12 protein-coding genes are annotated in these 15,971 nt (G+C 46.7%); 3 read left to right on the top strand and 9 right to left on the bottom strand.

All coding sequences use genetic code 11. The features are described from left to right. The first annotated feature begins 50 nt into the window (after window positions 1-50). Complete coding sequence (gene acnA / locus IEV98_RS19405; protein WP_229738858.1) at window positions 51-2,771, top strand: aconitate hydratase AcnA; 2,721 nt, start codon at window positions 51-53, stop codon at window positions 2,769-2,771. Here acnA and IEV98_RS19400 read toward each other — a convergent pair. From IEV98_RS19400 to nadA, 3 genes are read right to left on the bottom strand one after another with little or no spacing between them, the layout of a single operon-like run. After that, entirely contained in the window at window positions 2,760-3,572 is an 813-nt protein-coding gene (locus tag IEV98_RS19400; RefSeq protein ID WP_188507699.1) for a tetratricopeptide repeat protein, read from the bottom strand. The two genes, acnA and IEV98_RS19400, sit on opposite strands and share 12 nt — an antisense overlap. Window positions 3,573-3,613: 41 nt before the next feature. Next, window positions 3,614-4,654 (bottom strand): thiamine-phosphate kinase, encoded by a 1,041-nt coding sequence (gene thiL / locus IEV98_RS19395; RefSeq protein WP_188507698.1) that lies wholly within the window; start codon window positions 4,652-4,654, stop codon window positions 3,614-3,616. Window positions 4,655-4,689: 35 nt separating this feature from the next. Beyond that, window positions 4,690-5,685 (bottom strand): quinolinate synthase NadA, encoded by a 996-nt coding sequence (gene nadA, locus IEV98_RS19390; protein ID WP_188507697.1) that lies wholly within the window; start codon window positions 5,683-5,685, stop codon window positions 4,690-4,692. A gap of 448 nt (window positions 5,686-6,133) precedes the next feature. Here nadA and nadB point away from each other — a divergent pair, with 448 nt between their 5' ends. Together nadB and IEV98_RS19380 are read left to right on the top strand one after the other, a co-directional pair. Continuing rightward, window positions 6,134-7,720, top strand: a complete 1,587-nt coding sequence (gene nadB / locus IEV98_RS19385) for an L-aspartate oxidase (RefSeq protein ID WP_188507696.1) — start codon at window positions 6,134-6,136, stop codon at window positions 7,718-7,720. 41 nt (window positions 7,721-7,761) lie between these two features. Beyond that, the gene (locus tag IEV98_RS19380; RefSeq protein ID WP_188507695.1) at window positions 7,762-8,271 is read left to right on the top strand and encodes a gamma carbonic anhydrase family protein; all 510 of its coding nucleotides are present in this window, start codon (window positions 7,762-7,764) and stop codon (window positions 8,269-8,271) included. Window positions 8,272-8,274: 3 nt separating this feature from the next. Here the strand turns inward: IEV98_RS19380 and IEV98_RS19375 are convergent, their stop codons facing one another. The 6 genes from IEV98_RS19375 to apaG all read right to left on the bottom strand — a co-directional run bounded on the left by IEV98_RS19375 (window position 8,275) and on the right by apaG (window position 15,938). Then, window positions 8,275-9,939, bottom strand: coding sequence for an Ig-like domain-containing domain (locus IEV98_RS19375; RefSeq protein WP_188507694.1), 1,665 nt, complete (start codon window positions 9,937-9,939; stop codon window positions 8,275-8,277). Between the two features lie 80 nt (window positions 9,940-10,019). Beyond that, a complete protein-coding gene (gene mnmG, locus IEV98_RS19370) occupies window positions 10,020-11,879 on the bottom strand; it encodes a tRNA uridine-5-carboxymethylaminomethyl(34) synthesis enzyme MnmG (protein WP_188507693.1) in 1,860 nt (619 codons plus the stop codon). A gap of 60 nt (window positions 11,880-11,939) precedes the next feature. Beyond that, window positions 11,940-13,796 (bottom strand): ABC-F family ATP-binding cassette domain-containing protein, encoded by a 1,857-nt coding sequence (locus IEV98_RS19365; RefSeq protein ID WP_188507692.1) that lies wholly within the window; start codon window positions 13,794-13,796, stop codon window positions 11,940-11,942. Further along, window positions 13,793-14,449 (bottom strand): oxidoreductase, encoded by a 657-nt coding sequence (locus IEV98_RS19360; protein ID WP_188507691.1) that lies wholly within the window; start codon window positions 14,447-14,449, stop codon window positions 13,793-13,795. Before IEV98_RS19360 ends, IEV98_RS19365 begins: the two co-directional genes overlap by 4 nt. Window positions 14,450-14,500: 51 nt before the next feature. Further along, on the bottom strand, window positions 14,501-15,253 hold the full coding sequence (locus IEV98_RS19355) for a hypothetical protein (RefSeq protein ID WP_188507690.1): 753 nt from the start codon (window positions 15,251-15,253) through the stop codon (window positions 14,501-14,503). A gap of 298 nt (window positions 15,254-15,551) precedes the next feature. Continuing rightward, window positions 15,552-15,938, bottom strand: a complete 387-nt coding sequence (gene apaG, locus IEV98_RS19350) for a Co2+/Mg2+ efflux facilitator ApaG/CorD (RefSeq protein ID WP_188507689.1) — start codon at window positions 15,936-15,938, stop codon at window positions 15,552-15,554. Window positions 15,939-15,971 lie beyond the last annotated feature (33 nt).

Here is a 15,971-nt window from a genome sequence, read left to right as displayed (position 1 = left end):
AATTCAAAAAGATTCCGTATATTATCACAAACTAATGTTAACTAAACATCATGGATCATCAAATAGCCTCCTTGAGGAAATTGGAAAATAGTAAGGTTGAAAAGCTTCCTTTTTCCATTCGCATATTACTCGAAAATGTTTTGCGAAACCATGACAACTTTTCGGTTACAGATGAGCATCTCGATACGCTAATCAATTGGGACCCTTCGGGGACGGACAAAGAGGTTCCGTTTAAACCTGCCCGCGTGCTCATGCAAGATTTTACGGGCGTACCCGCAGTCGTAGATATGGCTTCTATACGTGCAGAAATCATCCGCAAGGGGGGAGATGGAAGTAAGATCAATCCGGCTATCCCCGTCGACTTGGTCATCGACCATTCTGTGCAAGTAGACTATTTTGGTACGAACTACGCTTACCAAAGCAATGTGGAGTTGGAATATGAACGCAATGCCGAGCGGTACGAGTTACTCAAATGGGGTCAACAGGCCCTGAATAATTTCACCGTGGTGCCCCCCGGTATGGGTATATGCCATCAGGTAAACCTCGAATACCTAGCGAAGGGCATCATTACCCGCGATGGCTGGGCCTTTCCTGATACGTTGGTTGGAACGGATTCGCACACACCGATGGTCAATGGCATCGGCGTAATCGCTTGGGGTGTCGGTGGAATAGAAGCCGAAGCCGCTATGCTCGGCCAGCCCATCTATTTTACATGTCCGCAAGTGATCGGATTGAAGCTGACTGGTAAAATCCCAGCGGGCTGTACAGCTACTGATATGGTACTGACGATTACCGAGCTCTTGCGCGATTACGGTGTTGTCGGCAAATTTGTCGAGGTCTTCGGCGACGCATTGGACCACCTAAGTGTGACAGACCGTGCCACCATCTCCAATATGTCACCAGAATTTGGCTGTACGGTAACTTATTTCCCGATAGATAACCAAACATTGGAATACATGCGGCGAACCAACCGACCGGAAGCGCATATCAATTTGGTAGAAGACTACTGCAAGGAGAATTTACTGTGGCGTACCGGTAAGGAGGAAATTCAATATTCCCACGTATTAGCACTCGATTTGGATACCCTACAACCGACCGTATCGGGTCCAAAACGTCCCCAAGATAAGATTTTGGTAAAGGACTTATCCTCCCAATTCTCACTGCTCTTAGAAAAAGAATACCAACGTAACTACTTGCCTATCAAGAATCGGCAGGAACAAGCTTGGCTTTCCGAAGGCGGATCGGGCAGCGCATTTACGTATGAAAACCGGCTAAGTAAACCCAACGAAATAGAAGTGGCAACGGATGATATCCGATCGGTACGGATAAAGATAAAGAACAAGGAATATGTACTTAGTGATGGCAGTATTGTAATTGCCGCAATCACCAGCTGCACGAATACTTCAAACCCTGCGGTAATGGTAGGCGCCGGTTTGGTTGCTCGGAAGGCCCTGGAACGGGGCCTACGAACGAAATCCTGGGTGAAGACCAGTCTAGCCCCTGGATCGAAAGTCGTAACCGAATACCTGCAGCGCGCAAACCTATTGGAAGATTTGGAAGCTTTGCGTTTCCATACTGTCGGCTACGGATGTACCTCTTGTATTGGAAATAGTGGACCACTGCCCCCTCATATTGCGGAAGCGGTGGACAAGGGTGACCTGGTAGTGGCTTCTGTCCTTTCTGGAAACCGAAATTTTGAAGCTCGCGTTCATCCGCAGGTTAAAATGAATTTCCTGATGTCGCCGATGTTGGTCGTTGCTTACGCCTTAGTGGGCCGCGTTGATGTAGACTTACTTAATGATCCGCTGGATTTCGATCCCAACGGGAATCCAGTATACCTGCGTGACATCTGGCCTACGCAACAGGAAATCGTCGATACCATCAACCAATGCATGCGTGTATCGGATTTCAAAAACGTGTATGACGTTATATTCGATGGTGGTGACGACTGGAAACAGCTAGTGGCCCCACAGGGTAAAAATTTCAAATGGAAAGAACAATCCACTTATGTCCAGGAAGCACCCTTCTTTAAAAACATCAGCAACGAGCCTTTGCCCACCACAGACATTAACAATGCACGGGTTCTACTCTATTTAGGTGATTCCGTCACTACGGATCACATCTCACCGGCTGGTTCATTCAGAGCGGATTCCGCGGCGGGTCAATACTTGGTTTCAATGGGAGTAGCACTGAAGGATTTCAATTCTTACGGTTCGCGTCGGGGCAATCATGAAGTGATGATGCGGGGCACCTTCGCTAATGTACGTATCCGTAATAAAATAACCGAAAAAGAGGGTGGCTATACCACGTATTTTCCAACGGGCGAAACGCTATCGGTATACGATGCAGCCATGGAATACATCAAGACCGAGACCCCCTTGGTCATTCTTGCGGGAAAGGAGTACGGTAGCGGGTCTTCACGCGATTGGGCTGCGAAAGGAGCCAACCTCCTTGGTGTAAAAGCGGTCATTGCTGAAAGTTTTGAACGTATACACCGTAGTAATTTGGTGGGTATGGGCATCGTACCATTGGAATTTCCGGTAGGCGAAAATGCGGAATCATTAGGTCTGGACGGCACCGAAACATTTACTATAACGGGTATCTCAACTGATTTAAAGCCTCATAAGCTGCTAGACGTCACAGCGACCAAAGCCGATGGACAAGCGGTAAGGTTCCAATCGAAGGCTCGGTTTGATTCAGCCATCGAAATCGAATATTACCGCCATGGCGGGATACTGCATTATGTGCTTCGTGGCTTTTTAACGAACTAGCTTCTCCAACTGCTCCGCTGCGTAAGCCTTCGTTTGGCTATCGCCGTATTTCGCCATTTGTTCGTAATAAGCTATTGCTTTTTCCGTGTTGCCGACCTGTACATACGCAAAAGCCAGGTTACTGAGCACACTGGTATTTTCTGCTTCAATAGATAAGGCCTTAGTTAAATGTTCGATGGCCGTCGGATAGTCTTCGTGATACAATGCCGTAATTGCCAAATTGGAAAGACTCGGTACATGCCGTGGATGGGATATCAATACACGGTTGGCAATTTCATCCATGTATGGGTGAAGTGATTCATCGTCGAGATTATACAGCTGAACGACATAATTATCCACATATTTTAGCAGGAAATCCGTCGCGTTGATCAACGACGAATTATTTTTCCATAACCAGCCGTCCTTAATGACATCATGCTGTTCCAGTAATGCCAATATTGTTTCCTTGTAATCCGAATAGTTGCCAAGATTCCAAAGCAACGAAATCCTATCAAAACGCATATCGAGGCGATTTGGAAAAGCCTTTATACCGCTATCGATATGGGAAAATGCCTCTGAAACCAATCCCTCTTGAATCAGCGAATCAGCTTCCTGTTCGTAACGTTGCTTATAAAAATTGAAATAAGCAACCTGCAAATCTGCATCTAGCGGTTTATTTGCTTGCCACTCTGCTAATAGCTGTCGCTGGCCAGCGCTGTCTTGCCGATTGAAAACTTCCTCAAAACGCTTACTATATGTTTGGGCAATGGTAAGAGCAGGCAGTAAGAAAAGCAACCCGACTAGCCCTAATTTTTTATCCATGACATAGCTATTGGTTAAAAAGACTTGACGCCAATGTATACCTAACTTGAAAACGCGTTCCATCCCTGTGCTTTGATGGGATGTACATTCCCGGACTTTGAAATCAACTCGCATCCGGCTTCTTTTTCGGTGATATGACCAATGACACTGATGTCGGCCTGGCCTACCAGCTTCCCGTAATCCGCCTGGTTAATGGTAAAGAGTAATTCGTAGTCTTCCCCACCGTTCAACGCACAGACCGTTGGGTCCAATGCAAATTCGCGTGCCGTATCATACGCCATTGGATCGATAGGAATTTTTTCTTCATATAACTTGCACCCTCTCCCCGAAGCATTGCAAATGTGTAGAATTTCGGAAGCCAAACCGTCTGATACGTCTATCATTGCCGTGGGCTTTACGCCCAGCGTTGCCAGTAATTGCACAATATCGCGCCGCGCTTCCGGCTTAAGTTGGCGTTCCACGATGTAATCCTTTCCTTCCAGATCGGGCTGAATATCGGGATTCTCCAAAAATATACGCTTTTCGCGTTCTAAGAGCTGCAGACCGACGTAAGCCGCACCCAAATCGCCGGATACGCAAACCAAATCGCCCTCTTGTGCGCCATTCCGGTATACAATATCTTCTGCCTTGGCATATCCAATGCTAGTAACACTGATTACCAGCCCCTGTTTCGATGCAGAGGTGTCGCCACCCACCAAATCCACCTGATACTTCGTACATGCCAGTAGCGCACCGGCATACAATTCTTCCACGGCTTCAAGCGGAAATTTGCTCGATAAGCCTATGGAAAAAGTAATCTGCGTTGCCATGCCATTCATGGCATAGATGTCACTTAGATTTACCTGTACAGCCTTATATCCCAAGTGTTTTAGCGGTACATACCGCAAATCGAAATGGATGCCTTCCAAAAGCAAATCGGTAGAAACAAGTGCCTTATTTCCCGAAAAATCCAGAACTGCGGCATCGTCGCCGATACCTTTTACTGTTGACTTCTCCGTGAGTTCAACGGCCTTGGTAAGGTGTTCTATCAGACCAAATTCACCTAGATGGTCCAAATCTGTCCGTTCTTTATTGTCAAACATCGCTTTCTATTAATCTTCCCATTCCTAGTTCGGTCTTATAGCCCAAGTCGTGCCGAAATTTCCAGCATCCTTTCGATTGGTCGTCTCGCCCGGTCTATTACGTCAGCTGGTAACACCACTTCTGGAAGCTCAAATCTCATGCAGTTGTATAGCTTTTCTAACGTATTAAGCTTCATATATGGACAGTCGTTGCAGGCACAGGAATTATTTGGCGGCGCCGGAATGAACGTTTTATGCGGATTCGCTTTTTGCATCTGATGTATAATGCCGCTTTCTGTAGCTACAATAAACGTATCCGCAGGGTTCTCCTTGGTATATTTCAACAGGCCGGATGTCGAGCCGATATAATCGGCCGCATCCAGAATTTCCTTTTCACACTCTGGATGCGCAATAAATTTGGCTTGGGGATGGTCCCTTCTCAATTGCGTTATACGCTCCTGGGAGAAAATCTCATGTACCATACAGGCACCGTTCCAGAGGACAAGGTCGCGTCCTGTTTTCCGCTGCACATAATCACCTAGATTTTTATCCGGACCAAAAATGATTTTCTGGTCGCGGGGCAGGCTTTCTACAAGTTGTACCGCATTACTTGACGTGCAGACGATATCACTGAGCGCCTTAAGTTCGGCAGTACAATTCACATAGGTAATCGCTATGTGATCGGGATACTGTTCTTTGAATTTGGCGAAAAGATGCGGTGGGCAACTGTCGGATAGTGAACAACCGGCCTTCAAATCTGGGAGCAGCACTTTCTTTTGGGGCGAAAGGATCTTTGCTGTTTCGGCCATAAAATGCACACCGGCAAATACGATAACGTCTGCCTCTGTTTTGGCAGCCTGCTGAGATAAACCCAGGCTGTCACCGATATAGTCAGCGATATCCTGTATCTCTGGCTCCTGATAATAGTGTGCCAGTAGCACAGCATTCTTTTCTCTTTTGAGTCTGTTTATCTCTTCGACCAAATCCAATGTTGGATCGATCGGTTCATCGATATACCCTTTTGTGTCCAGTTCTGTTAGATATGCGTTCATGACAACACAAAGGTAATTAAACAAATTGATTTGGTTTTCAAGATTCCCACAGCCTCAATAAGGAATAATAATTATTTATATAACATATTCTTATTGTTTGTTAAGGTGTTGGTGTTGTGAAAAATATCGTGGTCTTTTATTTTGATTTTTGAGTACATGTTATTTTCTAACAAATTATTAACATTAATTTAATGTTTTAGGATTGATTTACAAAGAGTTTTAGATTTGAAGGAATTGTTGACCACAATTATTTGTATAGTATTTATTGCTTTGTATTTGTTAATATTGTAGTCTATTTCTGGGGATATTTAATCGGAGTTTGTTTAGAAACAGCTAGCGTATGCTGGATTGACAACTTTTCATTTTTATTCAACGGTTAGTAGACAAGTTATTCACAGGTTATATACGTATTACTACTTATTCAATTTTTACCCTTTGTTTTTTGGTTATGCATCATGTTGATTTTTTAGTTATCGGGTCGGGGATAGCTGGATTGAGCTTTGCGTTGAAGGCTGCCGCAAAGGGTAGGGTGATGATTATCACGAAGGCGAACGAAGACGAGTCGAATACGAAATATGCGCAGGGCGGCGTCGCCGTTGTTGTGGATAAGTCTGATTCATTTGAGAAGCATATTGCTGATACACTGGTTGCTGGGGATGGATTGTGTGATGTAAACGTTGTGGAAAACGTTGTTAGGGAGGGTCCAAAGCGCATCCAGGAGATTATTGATTATGGTACGCACTTCGATAAGAAGACCGACGGTGTGTATGATCTGGCTAGAGAGGGAGGGCACTCGGAGCATCGCGTATTACATTATAAGGACATAACGGGATTTGAGATCGAGCGTGCATTGCTCCAGAAGGTTCACGAGAATCCGAATATCGAGCTATTGACCCATTATTTTGCAGTGGATTTGATTACGCAGCACCATTTAGGGGTATTTGTGGATAAAAGTACGACTGATATTACATGCTACGGTGTTTATGTATTGAATACAGTGGATAATAAGGTAGAACGGATATTAAGTAAAGTTACCGTATTAGCATCTGGTGGAGCGGGTCATATCTATTCGAGCACAACAAATCCAGTGATCGCGACGGGCGACGGGATTGCAATGGTTTACCGGGCGAAGGGAAAAGTGAGGAATATGGAATTTATACAGTTTCACCCAACAGCGCTTTATAATCCTGGCGAATATCCGGCATTTCTTATTTCGGAAGCGGTAAGGGGGTTTGGTGGGTTGCTGCTGCGGAAGACCGGCGAGTCGTTCATGGAGGAGTATGACGAACGGGGTGCGCTAGCATCGCGGGATATTGTGGCGCGTGCTATCGATTCCGAAATGAAGAAATCGGGTGATGATTTCGTATTTCTGGATATTACACATCGAAAGAAAGAAGATATTTTAACTCATTTTCCGAATATTTATGCGAAGTGTTTATCAATAGGTATCGATATGTCGCGGGATTATATACCGGTAACACCGGCCGCTCATTACCTTTGTGGCGGAATATTGGTGGATGAATACGGAAGGTCTTCCATCCGTAATCTTTATGCATGCGGAGAATGTGCCTCTACAGGACTTCATGGTGCTAATCGATTGGCTTCCAACTCATTATTGGAGGCTACTGTTTTTGCACATCGGATTTATGAAGATGCGATTAGATTGTTTAGCGGAATAAAGATTCCGACAGGGATACCGGATTGGGACGACTCGGATACAGCGCTATCGAATGAGGATATTTTGGTAACGCACAACCTTCGTGAAACCCAAAAGGTGATGAGTGACTATGTAGGTATTGTGCGTTCGGATTTTAGATTGGAGCGCGCCATGAGGCGCCTTGGGTTGCTTTATGACGAGACAGAGAGTTTCTATAAGAATACGCGATTGTCTGTAAAATTATGTGAGCTCAGAAACGTTATTCAGGTTGCATATTTGGTTATTAAATCGGCAATGGCTCGTAAAGAGAGTCGAGGTTTGCATTATACCACGGATTATCCTAAGCAATCGGAAAGACGAATAGATACGGTCTTCTGATTTTTCTTTTGGGTAGCTAGTTTTTATTTTAGTAGAGAAATATGTCATTGATTTTGCCGGTGAAGGGGATTTATCCGGATATCCCGTCCGACTGCTTTATTGCAGATAATGCCACGATTGTGGGTGATGTAGTGATGGGCGAAAATTGCTCGATATGGTTCAATGCGGTGGTAAGGGGCGATGTCAACCATATTCGGATTGGTAAATATACCAATGTTCAGGATGGCGTAGTCATACATTGCACTTACGGAACCGCGCCGACGACAATAGGTGACTATGTGAATATCGGTCACCGCGCATTGGTACATGGCTGTATGTTGATGGATAGGATACTTATCGGCATGGGCGCTATTGTGATGGATCATGCAGTGGTGGAGGATTATGTAATCATCGCTGCAGGTGCCGTAGTATTGGAGCATATGGTATGCGAAAGTGGGTATCTATACGCGGGAGTCCCTGCGCGGAAGATAAAACCGATCACCGGAGAGCAACGCAGGATGCTCGACGAATTGCCGGATCGCTATGTTATGTATTCCGGTTGGTTTTCGTGAACGTTATTCCGGTATAGTGATGTTTTCCTCCTGTTCCCAATTGGCACGGATGATAAACGTTTTTCCGAGATACCATACCCGCTCGGGTTGTTTTCGGTTATAAACATCGCCGGGGTCCCATTTTTCATTGTTATTTTCATCATATACGATCCGGAGGGTATACTTGCCGCCGGGGTATTGCCTGAAAGGAATACTTGCGGATTTCTGTATGGGAACGCTATGGTGAACAAAATCCATTTTCTCGTTGATCAGTTGGACTAAGTATTGGTGAATCGTGTCAGGAACGGTCACCTTCAGCACGATATCGCCGAAGTTTTCGGCCTCGTCCATGGTAAAGGATTTGCTTACGCTCTTATTTTTATCCGAGAAAAAGCCTTGGAACGCGCCCTCTTCCAGGGTTAGTTGGTAGTTTCGCTTCGGTCGCCAATTGTATCGGAGGATATAGCGTCTAGGTACTAAGGTATCTTTAGCCAACTGGAAATTGGTTTTTGGTATTGAATCTTCAGTGAGGACGATTTTACTCCTGTCGATGGATTGGACCGGTGACCCGGCGGTAAATTGGATGTGGCGTATTCGGGTTACCTTGTTTCCGGTAAGATTGTCTGTGATGATAAAATCGCGGTCATATTTATCATTTCGGCCCCGTCGCATGGTAATCGAATCGAGTACGGTGCCGCCGTCTGCAAGCTGCACCTTCAGGGAATCGAAATCCAGATTGGAGAGCCACACCGACGCAGAATCTTGGTTTGGTGTATATTCGATGACCTTGTTCTCATCCAGCTGGGGCGGATGGAGAATGGTGATGGTCGGCTCTTGAAGTGGTTTATTGAACGCGAATAGCACCTTTCCATTGGGTTCTATCTTGCGATCGAGCAAACGAAAATCCCTAGGGATGCCTTTCGACACTTCCAGGCGGAGGCCTGTGGTATCTTTATTCACCACAATTGAATCGTTTAGAAAACCAATAAGTTCATCTGGGGCATTATATACGCGATCGTTATTTTCTTCTTTTAATGCATATATCCGATAGGCGTCCTCGCGAAGATTCTGTAACCGGAAGTTCCCCGCTGTGTCGGTGAGTGTGAAGATGCTAGCTTTTCGTTTGCCGAAAATCGAATCCTGGCGGGTTGGGATCAGCATCACGGTTATTTCCTTTTCCGGCTGCTTGGTAAGTGCATTGATTACGTTTCCGGATATGACCAAAGAATCGATGATATCGCCGGTGGAGAATACGTAGCTGTAATTCAATATTGGATTCCCTTCGTTGAAATCCCCGATGGCTTTTCCAAAGTTAATGGTGTATGTTGTATTTTCCTCCAGCGAATCGGGTAATGCCACTTCGATGGTTTTTCGGCGTACCCGTGGATTGATTGGCTGCTGGACATCGGGTGATATACTGACTTCTTTGAAGGGATTGGACAACTTGATATATTCATCGAACTCGATAACTATTTTTTCGGCATCAAAGTTCCGGGTAAGATTAGGTGGCGATTCCTTCAAGATTTTTGGCGGAATGGAATCCTTCGGCCCGCCTTGGGGTTGCTGGATACTAGCACATTGCCAAGTGAGTAAAATAAGTCCGATGAAAGACAGCAAAACCAGCCATTTCGGATTTGGGGTATTTTTTAGGCGATTTGGGCGCTTTTTTGTTTTTGATAAGTCTTGCATCGGAAAAATTGAGAAAGTGTCTTAAACTTGATTTATGAGCGCCGAATTATTTTTATAATAATTGTTTGAAAATCAGATATTTAACTTAAATGAACCATCAAAACCGAAATATCCGAAGGCGAAACGCCTGAAATACGTGAGGCTTGGCCGATTGTGCGTGGCTTTACTTTAATGAGTTTTTCCCGTGCTTCTTTGGACAATGATACCAAGGTCGAATAGTCAAAATACGGATTGATCTCATGATCTTCCATGCGTTTCATCTTGTTGACGATTTCGATTTCTTTCTCAAAATAGCTTTCATACTTCACCTTTATTTCTGCTTGTTCCACAATATCTTTATCGGACCGCGCTATCAGCTGAGCCAATGTCGTATCGGCCTTGGCGAGATCATAGATATTCACTTGTGGCCGGGTAAGTATGGTAAAGAGTTTATTCTTCTGCGTAATCGGACTTGACTGGAGCTCGGCGAGTATGGGATTCATTTCGTCCAATCCAACCGATTGTTTCCTGAGGTATTCCACGATATGATCAGCAGCAGCAGCCTTTTGTTTTACAAGGTCTAAACGTTCGTCCGATACCAGTCCGAGTTGATGCGCAATGGGTGTGAGTCGTACATCAGCATTGTCCTGGCGAAGGAGCAAGCGGTGCTCTGCGCGGGAGGTAAACATGCGATAGGGCTCTTCCGTACCTTTGGTTACCAGGTCATCGATAAGCACACCGATGTATGATTCAGATCGTTTAAGGATGAGTTCATGGAGGTCATTTATGCGCTGATGGGCATTGACTCCTGCAATAAAGCCTTGGCTTGCGGCCTCTTCGTACCCGGTGGTGCCATTGATCTGACCGGCAAAAAACAGGTGTTTTACACGGTGTGTTTCCAGCGTGAGGTCCAACTGCATGGGCGGGAAATAGTCGTATTCTATGGCGTAGCCCGGACGAAACATCTTGGCTTTTTCGAAGCCGGGTATTAAGCGGAGCGCTTTATGCTGGACATCCTCCGGCAGGGAAGTAGAAAAGCCATTTACGTAGATTTCGACGGTCTTCCATCCTTCCGGTTCTACAAAGATTTGATGGCGGTCCCGCTCGGCAAATCGATTGATCTTATCTTCAATGGATGGGCAGTAGCGGGGTCCCAAACCCTTTATTCGCCCCGTAAACATGGGAGACTTCTCAAAACCCTCTTTGAGGGTCTCGTGCACCGCTTCATTGGTATAGGTGATCCAGCAACACCGCTGTTCGGTGGGTAGCTCGACATCGGTAAATGAAAACCGTCCCCGATCTTCATCTCCCCATTGCTCTTCCATTCGGGTGTAGTCCAAGCTCCGGCCGTCTACCCTTGGCGGTGTACCTGTTTTCATTCGACCGGACTCGAATCCAAGGCTAACTAATTGTTCGGTAAGTCCAGTCGCAGCTTTTTCTGCGGTTCTTCCTCCCCCAAGCCGCTTTTCACCGATATGGATGGTGCCATTGAGGAAGGTTCCGTTTGTGAGAATTACGGCGTCGCTGTCAATGGTTAAGCCGAGGGAGGTCACTACGCCACAAGCTTTACCATTATATACACGGATTTCTTTCACCGTGTCTTGCCAGATATCGACATTTGGCATGGATTCGAGCTGCAAGCGCCATTCCTCCGCAAAGCGCATCCGATCGTTTTGCGTTCTAGGACTCCACATGGCCGGACCTTTTGATCGATTAAGCATGCGGAACTGGATCGTTGTTTTGTCAGCAATAATGCCTGAGTAGCCGCCCATTGCATCGATTTCGCGCACAATCTGGCCTTTGGCAACCCCGCCCATGGCCGGATTGCAGCTCATTTGTGCAATGGTGGCCATATTCATGGTAATTAGGAGAACGGATGAGCCCATGTTAGCCGCTGCCGCGGCTGCCTCGCACCCTGCGTGCCCCCCTCCCACTACGATAATGTTATATTTATTAAACATCTGTTTTGTTTTTCTGTTCCACGTGGAACATCGATTATCATGTTCCACGTGGAACGTTCATTATATATATTCGCCGAGTTCCATCCAACGCTCCATCTTCGTGTCCAGTTGTTGATTCAATTGCTCAATTTCGGCCGCAATGTCCGCCAGCGCGAGGTGATCATTGGTGTTGTTGAGCGCGTTAGTTTTTTCGGAGACGCGTTGTTCCAAAACTGGTATTTCTTCGCCCAGGAGATCGTGTTCCCTGCGCTCTTTGTAACTTAGCTTTCTGCGGGCGTCTGTTTCCAGCAGAGCCGGTGTGACTTTTTGAGAATTACTGGTGATGGCCTTCTGCTCTTCTTCGTGTTCCAGTTTGTAGTCTGCATAGTTTCCGTTGTATAAGGTAATCTTACCATGGCCATCAAACACAAACAACTGATCGGTGAGCCGGTCCAGCAGGTAACGATCATGTGAAACGAGGAGCAGGATGCCTGGAAAATTCACCAGAAAGTCTTCAAGGATATTGAGCGTATCAATATCCAGGTCATTTGCAGGCTCGTCTAAAATCAAGAAATTAGGATTTTGCATCAATATGCGCATCAACTGGAGCCGCTTCCGCTCGCCACCACTCAGCTTGCTAGCAAATCCGAACTGCTTTTCCGGCGGGAAAAGAAATTGCGTGAGCAATTGGGATGCGGTAAGCATTTCTCCATTGGCCATATTGATGTGCTCGGCCACATTTTTGACAATATCGATAACCCGTTCGTTGTCCTGGATATCAAGCCCTCCCTGTTGGTAGTAGCCGAGGACCGTCGTCTCGCCCAATGTTATTTTTCCCTGATCCGGAGTTATTGAGCCGGTAACCAAATTTAAAAACGTCGATTTACCGGTACCGTTACGGCCCGCCAACCCGATACGATCCCCTTTCTTAAATACGTAGGAAAAGTCGTGAATAGGGCGATGGGCGCCGAACTGCTTCGATATATTCTCGAGTTCCAGAATCTTACTGCCCTGCCTACTCATTTTTATGGCTAGTTGCAGGTCGCCGTCTGTCGCCAACCCTTTGGTTTTTTCTTCCAAAGCATGGTAAGCGTCGATACGGGCCTTTGACTTGGTGCCTCTAGCCTGCGGCTGCCTTCGCATCCATTCCAATTCCTTGCGCAGTAAATTGCGGTCGCGTTTCAGTGTAGCGGCAGCTTCTTCCTCCTGCTCGGCCCGCTTCTCCAGGTAGTAGCTGTAGCGGCCTGCGTAGGTTGTCATTTTACCCAGATTCAGTTCCCGTATCTCGGTACATACGGTGTCTAGGAAATACCGGTCGTGAGTGACCAACAGTACCGTTTTGCGACCTGTGGTGAGCAGCTTTTCCAGCCACTCGATGGTTTCTATATCCAGGTGGTTGGTCGGCTCGTCGAGGATGTAAACGTCTGGCTCGTCGATGAGCAGCTTGGCCAAAGCCAGGCGTTTGCGTTGCCCGCCTGAGAGTTTGCTTATTTCCTGAGCGAAGTCGGTAATCTGTAAACGCGATAGAATACCCTTGATGTTATGCTCGTATTCCCACGCATCCAATGCGCTGATTTGATCGCTTAATTCGGCTAGTTTCCGCGGCTCGGCATCTGGCAAGGAAACCAATTCCTCATACTTCCGGATGAGGCTTTGCTGTTGATTATCAGCGCTGTAAATGAAGTCATTTATTGAATTAAGCGACTCAAAACCAGGGTTTTGTGATAAATATCCAATACGTACACCCCTTTCTCTTACGACAGATCCTTCGGTGGGATTGAGCTCCCCGGCAAGGATACGGAGTAAAGACGACTTGCCTGCACCATTGGCACCCACCAATGCAATCCGGTCCCCCCGATGCAATCCGATATGCAGATTCTTGAATAGCCACTTATCGTGGTAATTGTGACCCAGTCGCTCTGTTGATAGTATACTCACGCCAGCATGTTGATATGATTCCAATAATAGATATGCGCTCCTTTAGACCCTCGTTGGGCTATGCTGTTCATTGCCGTGGCTACGGAAGCTGCCGGGATACTCCGGTATCGTTTTAAAGAACCCATTAATAGGGGGTTAATCGCCCAAAGAACCTTTTCGGACAAGGCTTCCACTAGACGGCGCTCATGGCGTTTGCCGGTAAGCAAAGAAGGCCGAAATAGGTGAAGGGATTCGAATCCGACAGCACGGATATCCCGCTCAGCCTCACCCTTCATCCGGAGGTAGAAGTTCGACGAGTCCGGATCAGCACCGACGGCGGAAACCAAACAGAACGTAGTGGCCCCCATTTCCTTGGTGGTCGCCGCGGCGGCAACCGGGTAATCGTGGTCTACCTGATAATAGTCCGTTAGATCCGGCGTTTTCTTCCGCGTGGTACCCAAACAGCAAAATACATCGTCGCCAATCAATTCCGGCCTTATCGTGTGAAGTGACTGTAAATCAGCGATATGCTGGTGAAATTTTGGATGCTTGAAGTCGATATCGCGACGTACGACAGCAATGACCTTCCCGTAAACAGGATTGTCCAATAACTGCCTTAGCAGGTGACCGCCGATAAGTCCGGTCGCCCCAAAAATAATCGCTGATTTTTGCACCGTTATATTTTTGTGCAAAAATACGGAAAATATTGGTATACTGTCAGTAGCTTACGTGCCTACGAAAACATCGACCACGTCAAGCGCATTGCCCAGCGGCTGCTCGATGGGGATTTGGTAGCCCCCCTTCTCTGTGAAGAAGGCCAACCCTGCCAATAGGATAACGGGAAGTTGGGGATATTCGATATCGAGTTCAAAAAACTGTTGCGGCAAATGCCCAGCGGTGTGCAATACGGGGGAATGTTCGTGTACGCCGTAGCACATACCAGCTTCGGTATCGACAGCAATTGCGGCCACGGTGAACCGGACTCCCGACGCTTTCTTGGGTGGGGACAGTACAGCTGGGGCCCAGTGTTCTGCAAAAGAGGCGGTTAGTTTTCCTGTGACTGCATTGAACTCGCGCTCAAAAGGTGCATAATAAACGTCTTTCCAAGCAGCACCGCCATTGAAGCTGAAGCCAATAAACAAGGGCAGGCTTTCGGGCTGTACACCGCGGTCTCCCCTGCCATTTATAGCATCGCCCAGGATAATTTGGCGTAGTCGGCTGTTCAGCCGTGTTTGCATAGTTCCTTCATGAAAAAGCGGAAGTACTTCGTGCAGCGCCAGCCGTATCTGTTTACTCATCGCTGATGCTCGGCCAAACTCCCGGCTATTTTCACGGGACCGCTCGAATTTTGGGTCGGTGGCGAAACGCTTTGCGTCTACCCCACCCTTTGTCCGTGCGCGGTAGGTGTTGCTTTGCTTGTAAAAGACGAGGTCCCCGATTTGTCCTTCAAGCTTGATTTCACTTTTCTGGTAAGCCATGATGATATTAGGTAAATGCAAAGGTAAAGTTACGGAACACAGGACTTTTAAACAAGCGTTAGCTACCATTTACCCGATAAATATCCAGTAGTACTCCAGTAGATACCCAGTAGTAGCCCAGTTAGTATCCAGTACATAACACTTCGTTAATACTAGCTTTTCATTGGGTAGTTACTGGCAGTCTACCGGATTTACCAGATGATTAACACGTAAGATCGGACAGCGAACCCTAATGCACAGGGGAGCGCAGGCAAAGCGCGGTGAATAAGATCAAAAAAGCGTAAAGCCGAGCGTGGAGTTAGTTCAGCCGGTGCGGCGCGATTAAATCGAATTTTGGAATATTGACCTCGAAAAGAGATCCATCAAATTCCCGGAGCATCTGGTAAGTGCCGCCCATGGTGCCCATATCACTTTTGAGGTTGCAACCCGATACATATTCGTGCTGTTCGCCGGGCTCGATAATGGGTTGCTGGCCAACGACGCCCTCCCCTTCGACTTCCCGGTGTGTTCCGTTTGAATCAAAGATATGCCAATGGCGGCGCAGCAGCTGTACACTGTAATCGCCCAGATTCTCAATGGTGATTCGATACGCAAACATGAAGTGCTCGTTTTCGGGATTGGAGTACTCTGGCTGGTACACCGTTTCAACCGAAACTTTTACGCCGTCAGTGATTTGTGTGGCCATGCGCTTAGCAGATTTTGGGGCCAATTTAACAAA

It is taken from the genome of Parapedobacter pyrenivorans, from assembly GCF_014636865.1.
GTDB lineage: Bacteria > Bacteroidota > Bacteroidia > Sphingobacteriales > Sphingobacteriaceae > Parapedobacter > Parapedobacter pyrenivorans.
Note: the sequence above shows the minus strand (reverse complement) of the source record. Positions and strands in the feature narration are given on the sequence as shown.

Bases quoted from the DNA above. Each gene is read 5' to 3' on its own strand.
- acnA (WP_229738858.1), top strand. From the start codon at position 51: ATGGATCATCAAATAGCCTCCTTGAGGAAATTGGAAAATAGTAAGGTT.
- IEV98_RS19400 (WP_188507699.1), bottom strand. From the start codon at position 3,572: ATGGATAAAAAATTAGGGCTAGTCGGGTTGCTTTTCTTACTGCCTGCT.
- thiL (WP_188507698.1), bottom strand. From the start codon at position 4,654: ATGTTTGACAATAAAGAACGGACAGATTTGGACCATCTAGGTGAATTT.
- nadA (WP_188507697.1), bottom strand. From the start codon at position 5,685: ATGAACGCATATCTAACAGAACTGGACACAAAAGGGTATATCGATGAA.
- nadB (WP_188507696.1), top strand. From the start codon at position 6,134: ATGCATCATGTTGATTTTTTAGTTATCGGGTCGGGGATAGCTGGATTG.
- IEV98_RS19380 (WP_188507695.1), top strand. From the start codon at position 7,762: ATGTCATTGATTTTGCCGGTGAAGGGGATTTATCCGGATATCCCGTCC.
- IEV98_RS19375 (WP_188507694.1), bottom strand. From the start codon at position 9,939: ATGCAAGACTTATCAAAAACAAAAAAGCGCCCAAATCGCCTAAAAAAT.
- mnmG (WP_188507693.1), bottom strand. From the start codon at position 11,879: ATGTTTAATAAATATAACATTATCGTAGTGGGAGGGGGGCACGCAGGG.
- IEV98_RS19355 (WP_188507690.1), bottom strand. From the start codon at position 15,253: ATGGCTTACCAGAAAAGTGAAATCAAGCTTGAAGGACAAATCGGGGAC.
- apaG (WP_188507689.1), bottom strand. From the start codon at position 15,938: ATGGCCACACAAATCACTGACGGCGTAAAAGTTTCGGTTGAAACGGTG.